This is a genomic window from Cyanobacteria bacterium GSL.Bin1 (assembly GCA_009909085.1).
GTDB lineage: Bacteria > Cyanobacteriota > Cyanobacteriia > Cyanobacteriales > Rubidibacteraceae > Halothece.
Genome location: JAAANX010000046.1, coordinates 16,943 through 35,554, shown reverse-complemented (window position 1 = coordinate 35,554; position 18,612 = coordinate 16,943). Strand labels below are relative to the sequence as shown.

Genomic DNA, 18,612 nt, shown 5'->3' with positions numbered 1-18,612 from the left:
TGTAAGACGTTGCTGCCTTCAAAATTGCCCTCTGCAGTGACTGTAAATTCAGTTTGTAGCGCTTGTAATTCTTCAGGACTCAGTAGCGTTTCCAGTTCTTGGTATGACCAGACATAAAAGGCCCCTTCTTCAGGTTCGTCGGCATTAGGGATGGTAAAGCTATCGGCATCTTGCGAGGCGTAGAAATACCCTTCTGGGGCAGTCATTTCCCGTTGTAGCCATTCGACTGTGTGCGCGATCGCGCTTTGAAAAGCCGGTTCTTGAACACCGCTACTCCACAAGTTGGCTAAATACTCCACAATCTGTCCGTTATCGTAGAGCATTTTCTCAAAGTGGGGAACGGTCCAGGTGCCATCAACCGTATAACGATGAAAGCCCCCGCCAACAGGGTCATAGATGCCCCCGAGGGCAAGGTCATAGCCCCGTTGTTGGGCAATTGCTTGGGCATCATAGCGAGACTCATAATTAAATCGGGTGCCGCGCAGGGCAAGTTGGGCGTAGGGAATCATCGGAAAACTGGGGGCGGTGCCCCGACTACTGGTAATGCCGACGGCAGTTTCGATTCCTTTGAGTAATAAGTTACGATTGAGTTCAGTGCTGGCTTCAGGAAGGGTGGCCGATTGCTGCAGTAATCCCATCACTTCACTTTTGAAGGTATTCAGTTTCTCTTTTTCTTGGTCATAAAAGCGCCGAATCGCTTTTAGAATTTCTAAAAAACCAGGACGACCAAAGCGCGGTTCTACTGGAAAGTATGTCCCGCCATAAAACGGAATCCGCTCATCGGGAGTCAGAAAAATATTGAGGGGCCAACCGCCTTGTCCGGTCATCATCTGTAACGCCTGCATATAAATGCTATCGAGATCCGGACGTTCTTCGCGATCCACTTTGATGGGAACAAAATTCTCATTAAGATACTGCGCGATCGCGCTGTCGGAGAAGGCTTCCCCTTCCATCACCGTACACCAATGGCAACTGGAATAACCCACTGACAGGAAAATTGGTTTATCTTCCGCTTTCGCTTTTTCTAATGCTTCGGGACACCAATACCACCAATCGATTGGGTTTTCAGCATGTTTACGAAGATAGAGGCTTTCCGTTTCAGCGAGACGGTTAGTCATAACATTTGCCTAGAATGCGTCAACTTTAGTGTGGCATACCTACTGAATTGATATCTTCCCCATCTAAGCAGCTGCCTTTTGCACGGCCTCCTAAAATAGTAAACTGCTATCGAGAGAGCATGGTTCATGAATCTATCATCTTTTCCACGAACAGCGATTGGCTTAACGCTAGGTATGATCGGGTTGAGCGTTACCGGATGTGCCCACTGGGGTTCCCAAACTTCCTCCCCTACTATTCAAGGATCAGCAACGGATCAGACTCAAACTGAAACGGGAACGAAACGCACTGATGCCGAAGACCGTCTGTGGTCACAACTGCAACAAGCTGAAACCCATTATTTTGTTTTGATGCGTCATGCCTTAGCGCCGGGAACTGGCGATCCGCCTAATTTTGAACTGGAAGACTGCTCAACTCAGCGTAATCTGTCAGAAGAAGGACGAATGCAAGCCAGACGAACCGGGGAAGCCTTTCAGCAGCGGAACATTGAAGTGGACCAGGTCTTATCGAGTCGCAGATTACGCCGGAATCAAATTCCGGCGCCTGCTACGACCGTTGGTCAGTGGTGTCGCTGTTTAGATACAGCAAAATTAATGGATTTGGGTCCGGTCAAGCCATTTCCTCCCTTAAACTCTTTCTTTCGCGATCGCTCTACCCAGTCAGAACAAACGGCGGCAGTGCGGCAGTTGATGCGGGAACAGGAAGAAACACCAGGGGTAACTGTGATGGTCACTCATTTTGTTAATATCTCAGCCTTAAGTGGCAGTGGCGTTTCGTCAGGAGAAATGGTGGTCATAGCAGTCAATCCGGAAAATCAACTGGAAGTTGTTGGTCGCATTGATCCCTTTTGAAAGTGAGATCTGTATCGGAAACCGATCTAGTTAGGAAGCGGGAATCAGTTTTGGCGAAACAGGGACAGTAGCTGTAACTAGGTTTGAGGATGCAAACTGGGTCAAGATTGAAAATTACACGAAATCGCTGTTTTTAATTGTATAAAATCAATGCAAATAATTTTATCTATCACGTTTTTTATGTGAAAATTTAGAGGAAAGGACGCCAAAATTCACTTTTTCCTCGCTAAAATTAGCGTAAAATCTCAATTTCATTTGGGTGCTGAGGAGAAAAAAATGAAGGATTTCAAAGTTTTATTGGCAACCGCAACCGTAGCGACAGCGTTCTTATTAACCACTGAGAGTGTGTCTGCCCAACCCGCTTATGGCAGTTATATTGGCGTTGGGCTTGGCTACAGTCCCACCGAAGATAGCAATGATGAAGGCAGTCAAGTTGGGGGTGTGGTTAACGTGCGCTATAAATTGTTAGAGTTGCCCCTTTCACTACGGGTTCAAGGACTGATTGGTGAAGGAATGGCGCTCGTGCCCACGGTTTCTTATGATTTTCCTTTAAATTGGCAGACCGATGCTTATGTGGGGGCGGGATTTTCTTTTGCCGGTGGCGATTCCCCGTCACCAGTTGGGGATCAAACCAGTTTCGCCATTCAGCCGGGCGTTGATTTTATGATTCCCAAGAGTAATACCGTCTTATTTGGCAACGCGATCGTTGCTTTCGATGCCTATCGTCAAGGGAGTGGTACCGCTTTGTCCTTGCAAGGAGGGGTGGGGTTACAATTTTAATTAGTTGATTTTGTTCTGTTCCCCAGAATTATGTTAAAAAGTCTCTTCCGTCCCTCGCCAAAAGACTCATGGCAACCCATTATCAAAGCATTTGCAGATGTTGTTGGTAAAGATGGTGTAGTTCGACGCAAAGATGAACTGTTGACCTATGAATGTGATGGACTCGCCAGTTATCGCCAACGGCCAGCGGTGGTCGTGCTTCCTCGGACCACAGAACAAGTGGCAGGGGTGGTAAAAATTTGCGATCAATATGATTTGCCCTGGGTAGCACGAGGGGCAGGAACAGGCTTATCGGGCGGCGCACTTCCCTTAGAAAACGGTGTTTTAATCGTTACCGCCCGCATGAATGAAATTTTAGAAACTGATATCCCGAACCAGCGCGTGGTTGTACAGCCGGGTGTGATTAATAATTGGGTGACACAAGCAGTGAGTGGAAAAGGCTTTTATTATGCCCCAGACCCCTCTAGTCAAATTATTTGTTCCATTGGCGGAAATGTGGCAGAAAATTCGGGGGGGGTTCATTGCCTAAAGTATGGGGTCACTACCAATCATGTCCTCGGGTTGAAAATTGTCACCCCAGATGGTTCGATTGTTGATGTTGGGGGGATGGTTCCTGAGATGCCCGGTTATGACTTAACCGGCTTATTTGTGGGATCAGAGGGAACGTTAGGTATTGCTACAGAAATTACCCTCCGGATCCTGAAAACGCCGGAATCAGTAGCTGTCTTACTTGCTGATTTTGAAACCATTGAAGCGGCTGCCGATGCCGTTGCTGCCATTATTGGCGATGGGATTGTTCCCGCAGGTATGGAAATGATGGATAATCTTACGATTAACGCCGTGGAAGATGTAGTGGGCGCTGGTTTATATCCCCGAGATGCAGGGGCGATCTTATTAGTCGAACTAGATGGATCGGAAGTAGAAGTCAGCCATAATATTGAACGCACCGCTAGCATCTGTAAAGAAAATGGGGCACGAGACACCACCATTGCTACTGATGCTGAAAAACGAGCAAAATTGTGGAAAGGGAGAAAAGCTGCGTTTGCTGCTGCTGGACATCTCAGCCCGGATTACTTTGTGCAAGATGGGGTGATTCCTCGCACGCAACTGGCTAGTGTATTACGAGATATTGAAGCCCTCAGCGAAGAATATGGGTATCGCATTGCCAATGTGTTTCATGCCGGAGATGGCAACTTGCATCCATTGATTCTATACAATGAATCCGTTCCTGGAGATTTAGAAAAAGTCGAAGAAATTGGGGGAAAGATTCTGAAGCGCTGTGTGGAAGCAGGAGGGAGTATTTCTGGGGAACATGGCATTGGTGCAGATAAAAACTGCTATATGAGCGATATGTTTAGCGAGGTTGATCTCGAAACGATGCAGTATGTGCGTAGTGCTTTTAACCCCAAAGGATTAGCCAATCCCACTAAGTTATTTCCCACCCCTCGCACCTGCGGAGAAGCAGCGAATGCGCAAAAAACAGCTCAATTTAAAGGGGCTCAATTCTATTGAGTCTGAAAAGGGTGCGAATTTAAATCAGCTCGTATTGTATGATTATTTTGACCCAAGGCTATGGCAAAGCCTGTAACTGAAAATTATCTCAACGAGCATGATGTTACGCCGTTTTCTTCCTGTTTTTTCCGTTTTCCTTACTGTTGTCAATTGTCCCGTTCCTAGTATTGCAGCTCCTCCGCCAGAAGAAACGATCAGTTGTGACTTACTGGTAGCTGGGGGTGGCTTGGCTGGGGCAGCAACGGCGTATGAAGGGCTTTTAGCTGGAAAGACAGTTTGTTTAACGGAACTCACTGACTGGCTGGGCGGACAAATTTCATCCCAGGGCACATCTGCACTGGATGAACGCGCTACGCAACGCAGCTTGTTATATTTCCCCCAAGGATATTTAGAACTCAGACGCCGAATCGAAGACTATTACGGGGAGTTAAACCCAGGAGATTGTTGGGTGAGTGAGTCTTGTTTTATTCCCGCTGATGCCCACAAAATTTTAAAGGACCAACTCCTCGCGGCAGCAGATGAAGGAGATGGCACGCTGCAGTGGTTTCCTTCGACGGTGATCAAAGATCTGGAACGGAATGGAGAGGGTAACCTCATCGAAACAGTTACGGCAATTCAACATGAACCCACAGCAACGGGATCGCCCTTAAACACCTATCCCCTTTCTGAAACGATTGCCGATTGGTATCGTTACGAAGATTCAGACCGCTTTGAGAAAAAAATTATTCGTTTTGTTCCTCAAGATCAAAATTGGTATGTCATTGATGCGACTGAAACGGGTGAACTGGTTGGCTTAAGTGATGTTCCTTACCGTCTAGGAATTGATCCGCGGTCTTATCTTGAACCCTCTTCAGCAAGCGAAAATGGTGATCCTTACTGCACGCAAGGATTTACTTATACCTTTGCTATGGAAGAGACAGAAACCCCACAATCTCATCGAGAACCCCCCTTTTATGAACAGTATCAGCCCTATTACAGCTATGAATTAGAACGTCTGGCCAGTTTTGATTTAGTCTTTACGTATCGCCGGATTTGGAGTCCGCAAACCGGGGAGGAAGAGACCTTTGGCGGAATTGATTTTACTGAACCTACAGTTGGAGATATTTCCATGCAAAATTGGACCTGGGGGAATGATTATCGCCCAGGAACTGCCAAGGATAATTTAATTTATACGCGAGAACAACTGCAAGCCAATGGACAGTTATCGCCAGGGGGATGGCAAGGAGGACTGCGAGTGGAAACCTTAGCCAAAGGCGAGGAAAATGCTTTCGGCTTTTTCTACTGGTTGGTTGCAGGAACAACCGATTCCCAACTCGGAGAGGGGGTGAAAGAACCCCATCCCAATTATCGGTTTTTAAGTGGGATTGATTCGCCTATGGGAACGGTGCATGGCTTGTCGAAGTATCCTTATATGAGAGAAGGACGACGGATTATTGGCAGACCAGGGTATGGTTATCCTGACGGATTTACAGTGTGGGAAGTGGATATTGCCCGCAAAGATTATACGGATGAGTATTATCAGGAGGTGCTGTCGCCAGCAGCCTATCAGGATCTACAACAAGAAGTTGCTGGACGAGATACTTTTGCCGTCCTGTTAAAAAGAGAAATCAGTAAAAATAGAACGCGATCGCGCATTTATCCTGACTCTGTGGGCATTGCCCATTATGCCATTGACTTCCATCCCTGCATGAGTGAGCATCCGCCCGAAAAACCAGGCAATACAGAAAGAGAAGGGGAACGACGGGGGGCTGGGCTGCCTTATCCCTTTCAAATTCCGTTACGGGCGCTCATTCCTCAAGAAATTGATAATTTCTTGGTCGCTGGTAAAAGTATTGCTACTAGCCACATCGCCGCAGCCGCCTATCGCGTGCATTCCTTTGAGTGGTCAGTGGGCGCGGCAGCAGGAACAACTGTAGCATTTGCTTTAGAAAACGAGATTTTTCCTTATGAACTGGTTGATGAGCAGCTGCTAAAAGAAAAACAATTACAACAATTACGACAACGACTAGAAGCAAATGGCAATCCCACAGCCTTTCCGAATACGTCCATCTTCAATAATGATTGGGAAGATTGGCAATGAACTAAATCCACCCGCTTCTTGCGGGTGGAATGATTAAACGAGCAATGGCATCTGACTAGGAAAGATCATTCCTGATTTAAAAAACCGGTCCATTATCTTCAATGACAAACTGATCCGCAGTTAGTTCACTTTTACTAATACCGACTAAGCGGACTAACTCGTTATTACTGTTGCTAATGATTGTGTCTGACCCCTCTTGGGTCAGCGTTAAATCGGCAAACTCAGTAATACTATCAATTCCGCCAATGCCAAGCACATCTTCATCAATGATGAAGTCAGTAACCGTGTTAGCACTTGCTGGCAATTGGGCGTTCGCAATCCAGAATTGATCGGCATCTGCCCCACCGGTAATAAGATTATCGCCTCCTTCGAGAATAAAAACGCGATCATTGCCTTCTCCTCCGACTAACCGGTCATTGCTACCGGCAAAGAAGTCATCCTGACCAGCGCCGCCATAGAGACGATTGCCGCCAGCACCAACACTAGCATCCAGAATATCATCACCCTCGCTACCGAAGAGACGATCATTCCTACCAGCCAATAATTCGTCGTTGTCAGTCCCACCATAGATGCGATTGCGACCTGTACCCGTCGAAGCATCTATAATATCATCCCCTTTTCCTGTAAAGATGATTTCATTACCCCCTGCTGTTTCAACCACATCATTATCTAACCCCCCAAAACGTGGCGCTTCAGAACCGGTTCCTTCTGGAATCACTTCTAAGGCACTTTCGGCAACAATTTCATCAACGGTTTCAGTGGGGTGAACATTATCCCAGAATAAAAACTCATTGGGATTCTCAACCACTTCTAGCGTTTGCTGATTCAGTGCTGGATCCGTCACATTAGTTAAACCAAAGGCTGCTGGATCATTGAAAATTGCTTGGACGGTTTCTTCGAGATCAATTTCGTAGATTTCAATGTCTAATTCAGTTTCTAGGATGTCTAATTCTTGATCAAGAAGATTATTATAATTACTAATGAGAGTATTAACAATCTCGGTTCCTCCTTGATTGGTAATCAATGGTGTATTTCCCAGTGGCGGTAAATTCGTAACAGCAAAGTTTTCTCCCCCCGCATTGGCAAGCGTCGTAATGTGCTCTACGACTAAATCCACTGTCTCTGCAGGATTAGGGAAATTATCTAAAGTCAAGAAGTTATTACTCCCACCCGAAATAAACAATAAATCTTCTTCACTCGGTGTGTTGCTATTGAGGTAAAGGTCAATTTGGTTTCCAATGTTTGGTGTCCCTTGTCCAGAAGTGCCATCCCCAAATTCAGCACCTCCGAAGGCATAGTTGTTACCCCCTGCAAGAGAAGGAGTTGAAGCCGATAATCCTAGTTCTTCGGCAATCTGTTCCACAAAAACCGGTCCATTAGAAAATCGTCCCTCAAAATAGGGGGGAGAAGGGGGTCGAGTTTGGTTCGTACTAAGGAAAACATTCCCCAAATCCACACTGCTATCACCAAATGTGATCAAGCTTTGGAACGGTTTTGCTGTGAGTTCCGGTTGTTCCCTTAATAAATTAACGTCGCCCTCATCCAAAGAGCCATCGCTGAGGTCGATATTGAGAGTATAGAAGCGGGCATTACTCTCCTCAGAACCGTGATCGTCGGATAAGGCATAATAAACTTCATTAGCAGCATCAAAAGCTAATCTGTATAAGCCACCGATGCTCGTTCCGTCAAATTCAGTGCCAGTCGGGATACGAGTTTCGCCCAGGAATTCGATTTCACTCACACTATTGCGCACAGATTGAAAGGCATCTACAGAAATTAACACCTCTTCTGCCTCAGGATTAAGCGAGGAATTAAAACTAGCAGAACGTATGGATTCCATATCATTTCTCTAAGCTGAGCTAAACTTAATTTTCTAAAGCTGTCACAGTTATTATTTCACTTTATTGATCCCTCTGTTGTTAACCTGATTGTAAGGAAAAGTAAATCAATCATTCTCTTATACTTAAGTCTCTTTTTATTATGAATTTAATCACACCAAAAAGGACGATCGCGCGATCGTCCTGCTTGAAACATAAGGGCTTACTCTTGATTGATTGCAGAGTGAATTAATTCTTAACAATCCCTAACAGAGTGTCAAATTAAGTAGGGTTATAATTACTCAATCATGCTGCGTAACATCCATGCGGTTTTTTCATGAGTCCGCATTCTTTCGGTCATTAAGTCTACTGTTGACTCATCACCCGCACGTTCAGCGGCTGGGAAGGCTTCGCGGGCGGTTCTGACGACAGTTTCGTTCCCTTCAACTAGAAGACGGACCATCTCTTGGGCGGTCGGAACTTCACGAGTTTCTTTAACTGAGGATAGCTCGGCAAATTCGCTGTAGCTACCGGGTGCAACCGCACCTAAGGTCCGAATCCGCTCTGCAATATCATCCACAGCTTGTGCAAGTTCCACATACTCTTCTTCAAACATTTGGTGTAAGGAATGGAACATTGGTCCGGTCACATTCCAGTGGAAGTAGTGGGTTTTCAGATAAAGGCTATAAGTATCGGCTAAGAGGCGAGAAAGCCCTTGCGCGATCGCCTGACGATCATTTTCTTCAATACCAATATTGACCGGTGTTTTTGTACCTTTTGGATCTGCAGTTTGCATGATTATCTCCTATTAATGAGGGCTGCTTTTTTGGGTTTAAAAATGTAATCTTCTTGAGTTCATCCTATGATCAATGAAAGCAGATTGAATCATCCAAGGGATTGAACTCTCACTCTTTCTTTAGATCAAGGGTATCAAGCGAGATGCTTCTGTAAAACAGCACGAGGGGCACGACGCACGCGACACTTAATCGTTTCTTTGCCGAGACGTTGATGGGCTTCGTAGCGGTGACACCCGGAAAATCCATAATACTTCCCATCTACTTCTAAGACGTCGATTGGTTCGCGTAATCCTTCCTCGGCAATGGAAGCCATTAAAGCTTTCACTTTTTCCGGATCGTTTTGTCGGGGTAAAGGGCGACGAATTGCCTCAACTGGGATTTCTTTAATTTCCATTATTGGTTAACCCCCTGCTGTCATTTCTTGCCTAAATCATAATCGTTATGAGTTTGAATTGCAACCCATCTTTGGGAAGAGAGGGGTCGTTGATTAGTCATTCGGGAACAGGGAATTGGGAATCGGGAATCGGGAATTCGTTATTCAATGGAGGAACGAGGGACAGCTTAAAGGCAAGTTTACAGTTCCTTTTTCCACTTCTCCTTTCCCCATTAACCCTTGGGGTTAACTGGTCACTGGTTACTGGTTACTGATTTAAGCGAGGATAGTTTCTCCAGCTAAGAAATCTTTTAATTGTCGTTCGTGATCATGGGCAAGATGACCAAAGGGGATTTGTTCGATGGCAAATGCTTTCACATTAGAAATTTCTAAATCGTCTTTCACTTCGAGATCACCCGCGACTGCTGCTTCGATTAAGATACTAATGGAATGGAGTCTCGGATCGCGATCGCGCGCTGAATAAACCCCAACTAGGCGTCGAATTTCGAGTAATTGCAATCCGGTTTCTTCCCACAGTTCTCGTTTAGCGGTTGCAGCAATTTCTTCCCCCCAATCGACAACGCCGCCAGGCAATCCCCACTCTCCTGTATCTCGCCGCCGGACTAAGACAATTTCGCCACTGGCAAGAATGGGAATAATGGTAGCGCCAGTGACAGGATGACGAAAGATAATGCCAAGAACTGTAAATACGAAATGAGAAAGGCGGCGTATCATCACTAGAATTAAGTAAGAGAAATTAATTAAGTAAATATTACCATTGCTAGCAAAGATTGAGAAACCGATCAATTAGTAAAAGAATTCTGCTCTTGATTACGGAAGTATTGATAGGCTTCCTGAGAGTAGCGACGGATTAGTTCGTTGGCATTGCGATCATTGTGGGGGCGTTCAACCATAATCGCCGCTAAATAGCGTTGACCACTCGGGCGGTCAATGATACCAACATCTCCCACTAATGAGCCAATATCCCCAGTTTTATGAGCAATTTTAGCACCTGAGCCTAAGCCTTGAGGGAGTAAGGTTCTCCTGCGGGTTTCTCCCATAATTTGGAAAATATGCTCGCGCGATTTCGCTGACACCAACTCTCCCTGATCTAACCGTGCTAATAGGCTAACCAATTCTTTTGGGCTGGTGGTGTTAGTTCCATCTAAATCGGGCAAAGGGTTACGAAGACGGGTGTGTTCTAATCCCCACTCGGCAAATACTTCATTTAAAGCCTCTTGTCCCCCTAACCGTTGAATCAGCATATTTGTGGCAGTATTATCACTGATAATACTCATCTTGGCGGCCGTTTCCAAAGCCAGATACTGTTTTCCGAGGTCTTCGTACTGCATATTGCCAGAACCACCAGCCCTAACCTCTTTTGTGATGGTGAGAGGTTCATCGAGATCGACTCGCCCTTCCTCCCAAGCCTGAAAAAATGCAATTAAAATCGGGAATTTAATCATACTGGCAGCCGAAAACGTCCTTTCTCCTTGTAGGTTGACATATTCTCCACTGTCGAGATCGACAATAAATGCAGCCGGGTTGAGTTGCGGTTTTTGACTCGCCAGATCTTGGAAGGTTTGCTTCAATCCGGTTACTTCTTGGTTCAGCGGTAAAACAGGCGGCTTTGCGGGAGGATCTGTTTCAACAGTTGAGGTGGCAACTTGCACTTGGGAAGATACCGGTTGCGATAAGTATAAATCTCGATCCAAAAAAGCAAGTACTGTTCCCGCGATCGCGCCAATTCCCACAGCAAAAATTGTTAAGCGGATCATCAAAATCAAGGATAATTCTGTACTGGAACGGGGAGGACGAACCGGTTGCCGTTGCTGGGGAAAAGGAATAACTTTTTCTTTTTGTCTCGGTTTGCGTTTTTTTTGGGAGCGTTTTTTTTGATGAGAAGAAAACTTGCGCCGAGATGGTCTCAGTTTAGTTCCTTTTTTCCCATTTCCGGATCGATATTCATTTTGCCAAACCACAATAATTACTCCTCATTTACCAGATCATTCTTTTGAATTGCCCATTCCGTCTGTCTTAAAATTCCTCTGAGTAGGGCTAATTCTTCTGGAGTTAGATTAGCACGATTAAAGATCTGACGAAATTTTTGCATCCGTGCCGAGGCAGTATGGGGATACAAAAAGCCAATTTTTAGTAAGATGTGTTCTAAGTGTTGATAGTACCCTTCTAAAGCTTCCAAAGTAACAGTTTCTGTTGCAAAAGTATCAATTGTTTTCTCTTTTGTTGCCACTAACTGCTGTAATTCATAAACACAAACTCCCACCGCCATCGCTAAGTTCAAGGAAGGATAAGTCGATGCTGTGGGAATATAGAGACAATGTTGGGCATGGGTTAATTCGTCATTGGTTAAACCACTGTCTTCTCGTCCAAAAATCAGGGCAGAGGGAACCGGCAATAACTTGGGTAGGACATCTTGCGGCGGTTCGAGAGGAAGGGCAAGGGCGCGATCGCGCGCGGTTGTTGCCACGGCTTGTTGACATCCCACCAACGCTTCCGGTAGCGAAGCAACGATTTTGGCTTGGTTTAAAACATCTCTCCCATGAACGGCCATTTGTTTAGCTTCTGCACTCTGAGGATCACACTTGGGGTTGACCAAAACTAATTGTTGGACGCCCATATTTTTCATTACTCTGGCAATAGAACCAACATTTAAAGCCCCTGCCGGTTCAACTAGGACAATGCGAATTTCATCAAGGGAATGAGCCATGAATACTGTCATTGCTAAGGAATTGTTGGTTACTTTAGATCTAGACCCACCCTGATGACAAGTGAGTCTCTGGGTTCAAATATTGTTCCCTGATTTGATCGTCAAACATTGATTAGGGTTATTCCATAAAAAAATCATCTTAAATTAAAGGAGGATGTAATGATTAAACGCGCAGTGATTATCGTTGATAACGGTTTTGAAGATACAGAATTTGCCTATCCTTTTTATCGCCTCCAAGAGGCTGGATTTACGGTTGAAGTCGCAACCAAGGGCAAAGTGGATGTGAAAGGCAAGCATGGGGTTGCTGCAAACGCTACGGTTGATGCCGATGAGATTAAAGAAGTGGATTATGACTTAGCCGTTGTCCCCGGGGGACGTGAATCCCCAGATCGGGTTCGCCAAATTGCCAATGTGCTTCAGTTTCTCCACGATTTTGACCAGAAAGGAAAAGTGATTGCAAGTACCTGTCATGGTCCCTGGGTACTGGTTTCTGCGAAAGTCGTTGCAGGACGCGATGTCACGGCGTATCCCGGTTGTAAAGATGATTTAGTTAATGCTGGCGGTAACTTCAAGGATGAAGCGGTCGTGGTTGATCGTAACCTTGTCACAGCCACTCACTATCGAGATAATGCCGCCTGGATTAAAGCAGCGTTAACGCAGTTTGAAACTTTAAACCAACCCGAAGCAACCACAGCCGTTTAGAATCAATATCCCCTCAGACTAATTGAGTTTGGGGGGATGTAACTGTGACCCGTTTCTTTGTCTTTTGTTGTTTAATGCCTAATGACCAATGACTAATGACTAATGACCAATGACTAATAACTATGATGATTTTTTCCGCAGACAGAAAGGAATTGCAGACAGTAACGCCAAAAGAATAAGTGCAAGGAAAAAAGAAAGGCGATCGCGCCCTTGTAAGGCTTCCATTCCACTCACACCTAACCACGTATAAGCAAAGGTTCCCGGAAGAATGCCAACGAATGTTCCCAAGGTATAAGGAAACCAATGAATTGGGGTCAAGCCAAATAAGAAATTAATCAGGTTAAACGGAGTAATGGGAACAAAACGCAAGGTCAGGACAAAACGCAGCGGATTTTGAGTGACTGTTTTTTTGAGATAACCGAGAAGGTGATACTCGCCAAACTTCGTTTCCGCTAAATCTCGTAGCAGATAACGGGCTGTCCAAAATGCCCCTAACGCCCCTAAGGTTGCCCCCAATACTGACCAAAGGGTTCCCCAGAACAAGCCGAAAGCTAACCCACCGGCAACGGTTAAAACCGTTCCAGGGATTCCAATAATTGTCAGAAGGGTATAAAGGGTAATAAACAGCGCCGTCGCACAACATTGATATGCTTCTAAATGCTGGAGAATAAATTCCTGATCAAAGAGAACATTTAAGGGACCGACTGTTACCCAAAAAGCGGCTAAAAAAAGCGCGATCGCGACCCAAAAGCGGGGCTTTTGACAAATCCGAAAAAAAGGACACAACTGTTGGTAAAATCGGCGCATTGTTTTGAGCATCTGTAAGTATCAGTTGATTTTTAATTCCTTTTTTATGTATTAAATAAGGACAACAATGAACTCACTCAACAGAAGGTTCGGCTTCCGTTTCTACTCTTTGCGCTAAGGCTTTTTTCGCAATTTTTGTTACATAAACGGTGACAGCGACGGTTGCAATAAATCCAATAATGCGGATCGCCCACTGAATTTCAGAAGGGGCAGTTACTTCTTCCGAACCTAAGGTTGCTAAATCTTTTGCTAAGGAACCCACATAAACATACATGATTGTTCCGGGTAAAATTCCTAACGTTCCAATTACATAATCCCGAAACGTCACTTTCGTTAAACCATACGCATAATTCAGAAGATTAAAAGGAAAGATTGGAGATAAGCGAGTGAGTAACACAATTTTCATCCCTTCTTCTGCAACCGCTTGATCGATAGCTTTAAATCGAGGATTCCCTTCAATTCGTTTTTCCACCCAACCGCGAGCAATATATCTTCCCACTAAAAAAGCAAGGCTTGCCCCAATACTTGCTGCAATAAAAACATAAAGTGAACCAAAGAAAATATCAAAAATAATCCCGGCACCTAAGGTTAAAATGGAAGCTGGGAAAAAGAAAACGGTTGCCACCATATAGATGATAATAAAAACAATGGCAGCAGAAGGACCGAGATCATTAATCCATTGCAGAGTATCGGTTAAAATTTCCTGTAAATTAATCAATTGAGTAGAAGCAATTAAAGCAGCAATAATCACAGCAATTCCGACATATTTCAGTTTTGAGTTCATGATTTCTTCTCCTATAATCAGGATGAAGTTAAAAGAAAATTAAGCTAATAATGCACCTCCACAACTCGAACCACTGCCAGCGGTACAGCCATAACAGTAAGGGCGCGTCTGAATCGTTTTAATCACATCAAGATCATTAAACTCCAACAATTTTTCTAAAGTTAGCGTTTCTCCTGTTGCTGTTTGAGCAGGAACATTTTCCATCTGATTAAAATCGCAATCATAAATTCTGCCCAAATAATCGACAGAAAGTTCATTACGACACATTACACTGGAAACCGTTTCCGGATTATAGTTTTCTTCTAAAAACTTTAAGTACGACTGATGGAGTTGGTAACGGTGTAAAAAGTCTTTAATTCTGCCAATAGGAAGATTAGTAATCGTAAACAAATGATTGAATCGAATGCCAAAATTTGCTGCTAAATAAGTTTTATAATCTTGTTCCAGTTTTTGTTGCTGCGGTGGTAAAGTAAATTGTTTCTCACTAATCGGAACGGGGGGATTATAAACTAAATCCAGGATTAAATTAGGATCTTGACCATAGCCCAGTTGATTCAGCCATTGTAACGCCCGAATCGAATTATTATAAACACCCGCTCCCCGTTGTTTATCAACATTATCTTCTAAATAACAGGGTAAAGAAGCAACAATTCGCGTTTGATAGTCTGCACAATATTGAGGAAGATCGTCATAGCCCGGTTCAAAATAAATCGTAAGATTAGAACGCACAATCACTTCCTTATTTTGTGCTCGTGCTGCTTCAACAATCGGGCGAAAACCATAGTTCATTTCTGGCGCACCCCCGGTTAAATCAACTGTTTCAATTTGGGGGAAACGATTAATGATTTCGATGATTTGATCGCAAATCTCTGCTGAAAGTTCTTCCGTGCGTTTCGGACTTGCTTCAACATGACAATGAGTACAAGCTAAGTTACATTTTCGTCCTAAATTAATTTGTAAAACACTAATTTTCTCCTTTGTCAGAGGAGCATTAATTTTTTCCGCAAAGGGGGTAACACTATTATTATTTTTGATGTTTGTTTTGACCAATTTGATCTCCCTATTAAAATTTCCACAAGAAAGACTAAGGATTAGGTATTTTCAAAAATCCCTTGCGCTCAATTATATTAAATCGAAAGGAGATGAGTTTTTCCTGAGATGGCAGTAAGATTGAATTAATTTAATGACTGAGACTCTTGGCGATTTCAACGCAAGTCCGAAAACTGGCATCCGTTTTTAGGGCTTGGGGGTCAAAATGCGTTGCACAGGCGCGATATCCGTGTTGCTGTAGGGTTGCAATCAGTTGATCGCGCTTCGGTAAATCCAGTTTTCCCACTTTACCAATATTCTGTAAAGAATAAAAATAGGGGGCGACATCCGCTTCAGTTCGCATGATATTAAGTAAAGCCACCCGGTTTATCCATCCCCAAGTTGTAGCTAAGGCGATCATCGCGTCTAACATTTCGCGATCATGCAGGTTTCCCAACCAGAGAGGACCACTGACGACTAATCGTTTTCCATCATGGGGACATAAGGCTTTTCCTAATTGACGCCAACGGACACTTTGATAGTGTCCACACTGATGACAATAACCTAACCAACCATAGTTATCCATAGTCAGTTGAGGTTGGGCAACTAAGCGCATCATCACGCGATAAGTTTCCCCAGTGAAGTACGCAAAAACCGGTTCCACCCCACGCCCTTGACTAGCAGCTTGTTGCTGCAGACGACCCATAATCAAGCGTAACCCTTGTTCGTGGGCAGCAGGATGAGAACGAGCATAAGCCCCATAATACTTTAAACTGTTTTCTGGGGCGTTACCGGTTGCAGACCGGCCATCGGTACTAGTTAGATAAACCAGTCCTCCAATTTTGGTTCCCCATAAAACGGTAGAAATGTAAGGACTAGGGATACCAAAAGCATCAACATCAATCAAATCATAAAAATCAGACCGATTGTAGCAATCAAAAAAAATGCGGTTCGCATCGGTATGAGTGATTTGATACTGCGAGGGAGCAAGATATTGGTCTATATTCCCTTGAAGTATTGGTGCAATTTCCCGATTCGCTTCGTTAGCCCAAACCCAGTCTGCATTGGCTTCTACGGCATAACGTAACGCTCTAATGCCACATCCTGACATCGCATCTAAAACCCGCAAGTGACCCGTTTGTTGTCGCTGAACCGTTGCTGCAAGAATTCCTAAATCTCTGACGACAACAGTTGTCGGACGATAAAACGCATTACCAACATCAAAGGTTATGTTTCTTTCTTGAGACAACAATTTTGTATCGCGTTTTTTGGGAATGGAGTACAAAGTGAGGGATTGGAAGTTATTCCTCCGATAGAAAGTCACCAAACAAAAACTAAAAATATCCCCGACGAGAGAGAGAACTGTTAATGAACAAATCAGAAACCGAAAGACTGAGGGTTCTTAAGCCTGCGGGAATGGGTAGAGAATCATCATTTTCTTTGAGATCTGGTTGTTCCCCCTTCGGAAAAGTCATCACTTTTTGTTCATGGACATCAATCAACCATCCCATTTGTGCCCCTCGTTTTAAACAAATCAGAATATTATTCATGATCCGGGTTGAATTATCTTCTGGCGAGGCAAATTCAATAATCCAATTGGGAATTAAAGCGTGTTCCACCAAATTTCCCTTCTCATCAACTGGTAAATTATTCCAATTAAACACACTAATATCAGGAACAATGGAATATTTTTCAAAGGTACACCGTAAATCAGTAAAGGCAACTGCTGTCTTTTGACGTTTTCCTGTTTGATTAATTTTCTCCAGTAAGCGAGATAAAACCCGTTCTTGCTTCCCTTTGAGGCGAGGTTTTTGGTAGATCTTACCGGCAATATATTCACGGGCAGGTTGAATTTCTGGATAGTTTAAGAAGTCTTGTAGTGATAACTGAGAATGACTTTGGATGGGAGGCATAAACAATTGCAGGACAAAACAATACTAGGTGCGGATTTATTCTATCAGACTCCCGCACTGGCTTACGCCCGACGCCTTCTGTCTTGGTAATAATAGGTCGGTGGTTATAACGAATCTCCCAGTCACTGTTATTAAAATGGAGATAACATTAATCTCATGCCTATCTATACTGACTGAGTTACAAAATGACGCGAAAAACACGTAAAAGTGCAACTGCTTCTCGTCGCTCTTATGACGAGTCTCCGCCTCGCAGTTCCGATTCTTCTCGATCGCCGCTTAATGCAACCTACTGGGCAATTATTGGGGCGGTGTTTATTATCGGTATTGGTCTCGGGATGACCTTTAGTTCCGCAACCAATTTGAATTCTGAAAATGTCACCTCCACCGTTGCCATTGATCGCAGTGTTCCGAATCCTGAATTTTGCGCCCAATATGGGGCAAGTGCGGTCGTTACAGATATGCGCGTTTATATGAGTTTAAGCCCCTTCAGTGTTTATGTGACGCAGCCGAAAATGGTTCCGGGTTGTGTTATGCGTCGGACGAACTGGTCAATTTTAGAAGATCAAAATTTAGTCAGCCGTGAACAAGTGCGAGATTGTAAAAATCGGATGAATACTTTTGCTTTTACCGGGAAGCTGGAAGAGTCTCCTGAAGTGAATTGTGTTTACCAAAATGATTCTGCGGGTAAATTCTTCCGTAATAATGGGAATGGTAGCTTTGTCCCTACCCCGGAGAATGATGATTTTTAACGCTGCTGAAAGCCACGTCCAGCTTGTGTAGAGGCACGAGGTAGTTAACAACCGCAAACAAAATTATCAATCTTGCGATCGCGCGTTGTCATTCCCTAACCAAGTTTAGGGATGGTCCAAAAACTGAGCCGCGATCGCGTCTTCATATATAGAAGATTTAGCTTGAACATTAAGGAATACCTCAATCAACTCACTTGGCTTTAGGAATAATCGCCATAGCAGCAGAATCTTGGTAAGATTGACCCCGATAGGTTGCGGTTGATTTCTGATTCCATTGCAATTCTCTGCTACCTTTCTACTTCTAGCCTAGGTTCTGTTGATGTTTCTGTCTAAAACTTTTGCCATCTGTCAACTTGAATAAAATCAGTGTATCTCTTTCGCTGCGACGAAAAACAGTTGCTCTATCGTCTTGTGTCAACAGAACCTAGAACAGGAAGGATTTCTATATTTACCTATCACCCAGCGATTGGGATGATTAATGAAGCCTCTGACCAACCTTTCAAGCCAGAGCGCAAACCTTGCCCCATTGACTGAAGAAGAGTCTATTGTTAACATTTCCTGACAATTGTGATTT

At 44.1% G+C, this 18,612-nt stretch carries 17 protein-coding genes and 1 pseudogene; 6 read left to right on the top strand and 12 right to left on the bottom strand.

From position 1 onward, the window contains the following. The coding region (locus GVY04_04755; GenBank protein ID NBD15463.1) for a DUF255 domain-containing protein at positions 1-1,118 on the bottom strand (1,118 nt) is incomplete at its 3' end. A 234-nt stretch (positions 1,119-1,352) separates the two neighbouring features. On the opposite strand from GVY04_04755, the gene GVY04_04750 reads away from it, so the two are divergent. The 4 genes from GVY04_04750 to GVY04_04735 all read left to right on the top strand — a co-directional run bounded on the left by GVY04_04750 (position 1,353) and on the right by GVY04_04735 (position 6,339). Further along, positions 1,353-1,967: a histidine phosphatase family protein gene (locus GVY04_04750; protein ID NBD15462.1), complete on the top strand. Its 615-nt coding sequence runs from the start codon at positions 1,353-1,355 to the stop codon at positions 1,965-1,967. Between the two features lie 276 nt (positions 1,968-2,243). Continuing rightward, a complete protein-coding gene (locus GVY04_04745) occupies positions 2,244-2,747 on the top strand; it encodes a hypothetical protein (protein ID NBD15461.1) in 504 nt (167 codons plus the stop codon). 30 nt (positions 2,748-2,777) lie between these two features. Beyond that, positions 2,778-4,259 carry a glycolate oxidase subunit GlcD gene (glcD, locus tag GVY04_04740; protein NBD15460.1) on the top strand — a complete coding sequence of 494 codons (1,482 nt, stop codon included), beginning with the start codon at positions 2,778-2,780 and terminating at the stop codon, positions 4,257-4,259. Between the two features lie 100 nt (positions 4,260-4,359). Then, a complete protein-coding gene (locus GVY04_04735) occupies positions 4,360-6,339 on the top strand; it encodes an FAD-dependent oxidoreductase (protein ID NBD15459.1) in 1,980 nt (659 codons plus the stop codon). A gap of 700 nt (positions 6,340-7,039) precedes the next feature. On the opposite strand, the pseudogene GVY04_04730 reads toward GVY04_04735, so the two are convergent. The 6 genes and pseudogenes from GVY04_04730 to GVY04_04705 form a co-directional block, all read right to left on the bottom strand. Continuing rightward, positions 7,040-8,179, bottom strand: a pseudogene (locus GVY04_04730) (hypothetical protein). A gap of 275 nt (positions 8,180-8,454) precedes the next feature. Further along, the gene (locus GVY04_04725; protein NBD15458.1) at positions 8,455-8,952 is read right to left on the bottom strand and encodes a DNA starvation/stationary phase protection protein; all 498 of its coding nucleotides are present in this window, start codon (positions 8,950-8,952) and stop codon (positions 8,455-8,457) included. Between the two features lie 134 nt (positions 8,953-9,086). Next, entirely contained in the window at positions 9,087-9,347 is a 261-nt protein-coding gene (locus GVY04_04720; GenBank protein ID NBD15457.1) for a ParB N-terminal domain-containing protein, read from the bottom strand. Between the two features lie 255 nt (positions 9,348-9,602). Next, positions 9,603-10,058: an NUDIX domain-containing protein gene (locus tag GVY04_04715; protein ID NBD15456.1), complete on the bottom strand. Its 456-nt coding sequence runs from the start codon at positions 10,056-10,058 to the stop codon at positions 9,603-9,605. Between the two features lie 71 nt (positions 10,059-10,129). After that, complete coding sequence (locus GVY04_04710; GenBank protein NBD15455.1) at positions 10,130-11,308, bottom strand: serine hydrolase; 1,179 nt, start codon at positions 11,306-11,308, stop codon at positions 10,130-10,132. 5 nt (positions 11,309-11,313) lie between these two features. Then, positions 11,314-12,054 carry a TrmJ/YjtD family RNA methyltransferase gene (locus tag GVY04_04705; GenBank protein NBD15454.1) on the bottom strand — a complete coding sequence of 247 codons (741 nt, stop codon included), beginning with the start codon at positions 12,052-12,054 and terminating at the stop codon, positions 11,314-11,316. Positions 12,055-12,213: 159 nt separating this feature from the next. Between GVY04_04705 and GVY04_04700 the strand changes: the two genes are divergently transcribed. Beyond that, the gene (locus GVY04_04700) at positions 12,214-12,756 is read left to right on the top strand and encodes a DJ-1/PfpI/YhbO family deglycase/protease (protein NBD15453.1); all 543 of its coding nucleotides are present in this window, start codon (positions 12,214-12,216) and stop codon (positions 12,754-12,756) included. A gap of 120 nt (positions 12,757-12,876) precedes the next feature. Here the strand turns inward: GVY04_04700 and GVY04_04695 are convergent, their stop codons facing one another. The 5 genes from GVY04_04695 to GVY04_04675 form a co-directional block, all read right to left on the bottom strand. Further along, positions 12,877-13,563, bottom strand: coding sequence for a TVP38/TMEM64 family protein (locus GVY04_04695; GenBank protein NBD15452.1), 687 nt, complete (start codon positions 13,561-13,563; stop codon positions 12,877-12,879). Positions 13,564-13,636: 73 nt separating this feature from the next. Further along, positions 13,637-14,347, bottom strand: coding sequence for a hypothetical protein (locus tag GVY04_04690; GenBank protein ID NBD15451.1), 711 nt, complete (start codon positions 14,345-14,347; stop codon positions 13,637-13,639). Positions 14,348-14,386: 39 nt separating this feature from the next. Then, entirely contained in the window at positions 14,387-15,397 is a 1,011-nt protein-coding gene (locus GVY04_04685) for a radical SAM/Cys-rich domain protein (protein ID NBD15450.1), read from the bottom strand. Between the two features lie 130 nt (positions 15,398-15,527). After that, positions 15,528-16,628, bottom strand: coding sequence for a tRNA (guanine-N1)-methyltransferase (locus tag GVY04_04680; GenBank protein ID NBD15449.1), 1,101 nt, complete (start codon positions 16,626-16,628; stop codon positions 15,528-15,530). 82 nt (positions 16,629-16,710) lie between these two features. Next, positions 16,711-17,289 carry a Uma2 family endonuclease gene (locus tag GVY04_04675; GenBank protein ID NBD15448.1) on the bottom strand — a complete coding sequence of 193 codons (579 nt, stop codon included), beginning with the start codon at positions 17,287-17,289 and terminating at the stop codon, positions 16,711-16,713. A gap of 185 nt (positions 17,290-17,474) precedes the next feature. On the opposite strand from GVY04_04675, the gene GVY04_04670 reads away from it, so the two are divergent. Beyond that, positions 17,475-18,038, top strand: coding sequence for a DUF3172 domain-containing protein (locus GVY04_04670; GenBank protein ID NBD15447.1), 564 nt, complete (start codon positions 17,475-17,477; stop codon positions 18,036-18,038). The last annotated feature ends 574 nt before the right edge of the window (positions 18,039-18,612 follow it).

Coding starts and splice junctions, on each gene's coding strand:
- GVY04_04720 (NBD15457.1), bottom strand. CDS start 9,347: ATGGAAATTAAAGAAATCCCAGTTGAGGCAATTCGTCGCCCTTTACCC.
- GVY04_04695 (NBD15452.1), bottom strand. CDS start 13,563: ATGCGCCGATTTTACCAACAGTTGTGTCCTTTTTTTCGGATTTGTCAA.
- GVY04_04745 (NBD15461.1), top strand. CDS start 2,244: ATGAAGGATTTCAAAGTTTTATTGGCAACCGCAACCGTAGCGACAGCG.
- GVY04_04700 (NBD15453.1), top strand. CDS start 12,214: ATGATTAAACGCGCAGTGATTATCGTTGATAACGGTTTTGAAGATACA.
- GVY04_04670 (NBD15447.1), top strand. CDS start 17,475: ATGACGCGAAAAACACGTAAAAGTGCAACTGCTTCTCGTCGCTCTTAT.
- glcD (NBD15460.1), top strand. CDS start 2,778: ATGTTAAAAAGTCTCTTCCGTCCCTCGCCAAAAGACTCATGGCAACCC.
- GVY04_04705 (NBD15454.1), bottom strand. CDS start 12,054: ATGGCTCATTCCCTTGATGAAATTCGCATTGTCCTAGTTGAACCGGCA.
- GVY04_04735 (NBD15459.1), top strand. CDS start 4,360: ATGTTACGCCGTTTTCTTCCTGTTTTTTCCGTTTTCCTTACTGTTGTC.
- GVY04_04725 (NBD15458.1), bottom strand. CDS start 8,952: ATGCAAACTGCAGATCCAAAAGGTACAAAAACACCGGTCAATATTGGT.
- GVY04_04675 (NBD15448.1), bottom strand. CDS start 17,289: ATGCCTCCCATCCAAAGTCATTCTCAGTTATCACTACAAGACTTCTTA.
- GVY04_04690 (NBD15451.1), bottom strand. CDS start 14,347: ATGAACTCAAAACTGAAATATGTCGGAATTGCTGTGATTATTGCTGCT.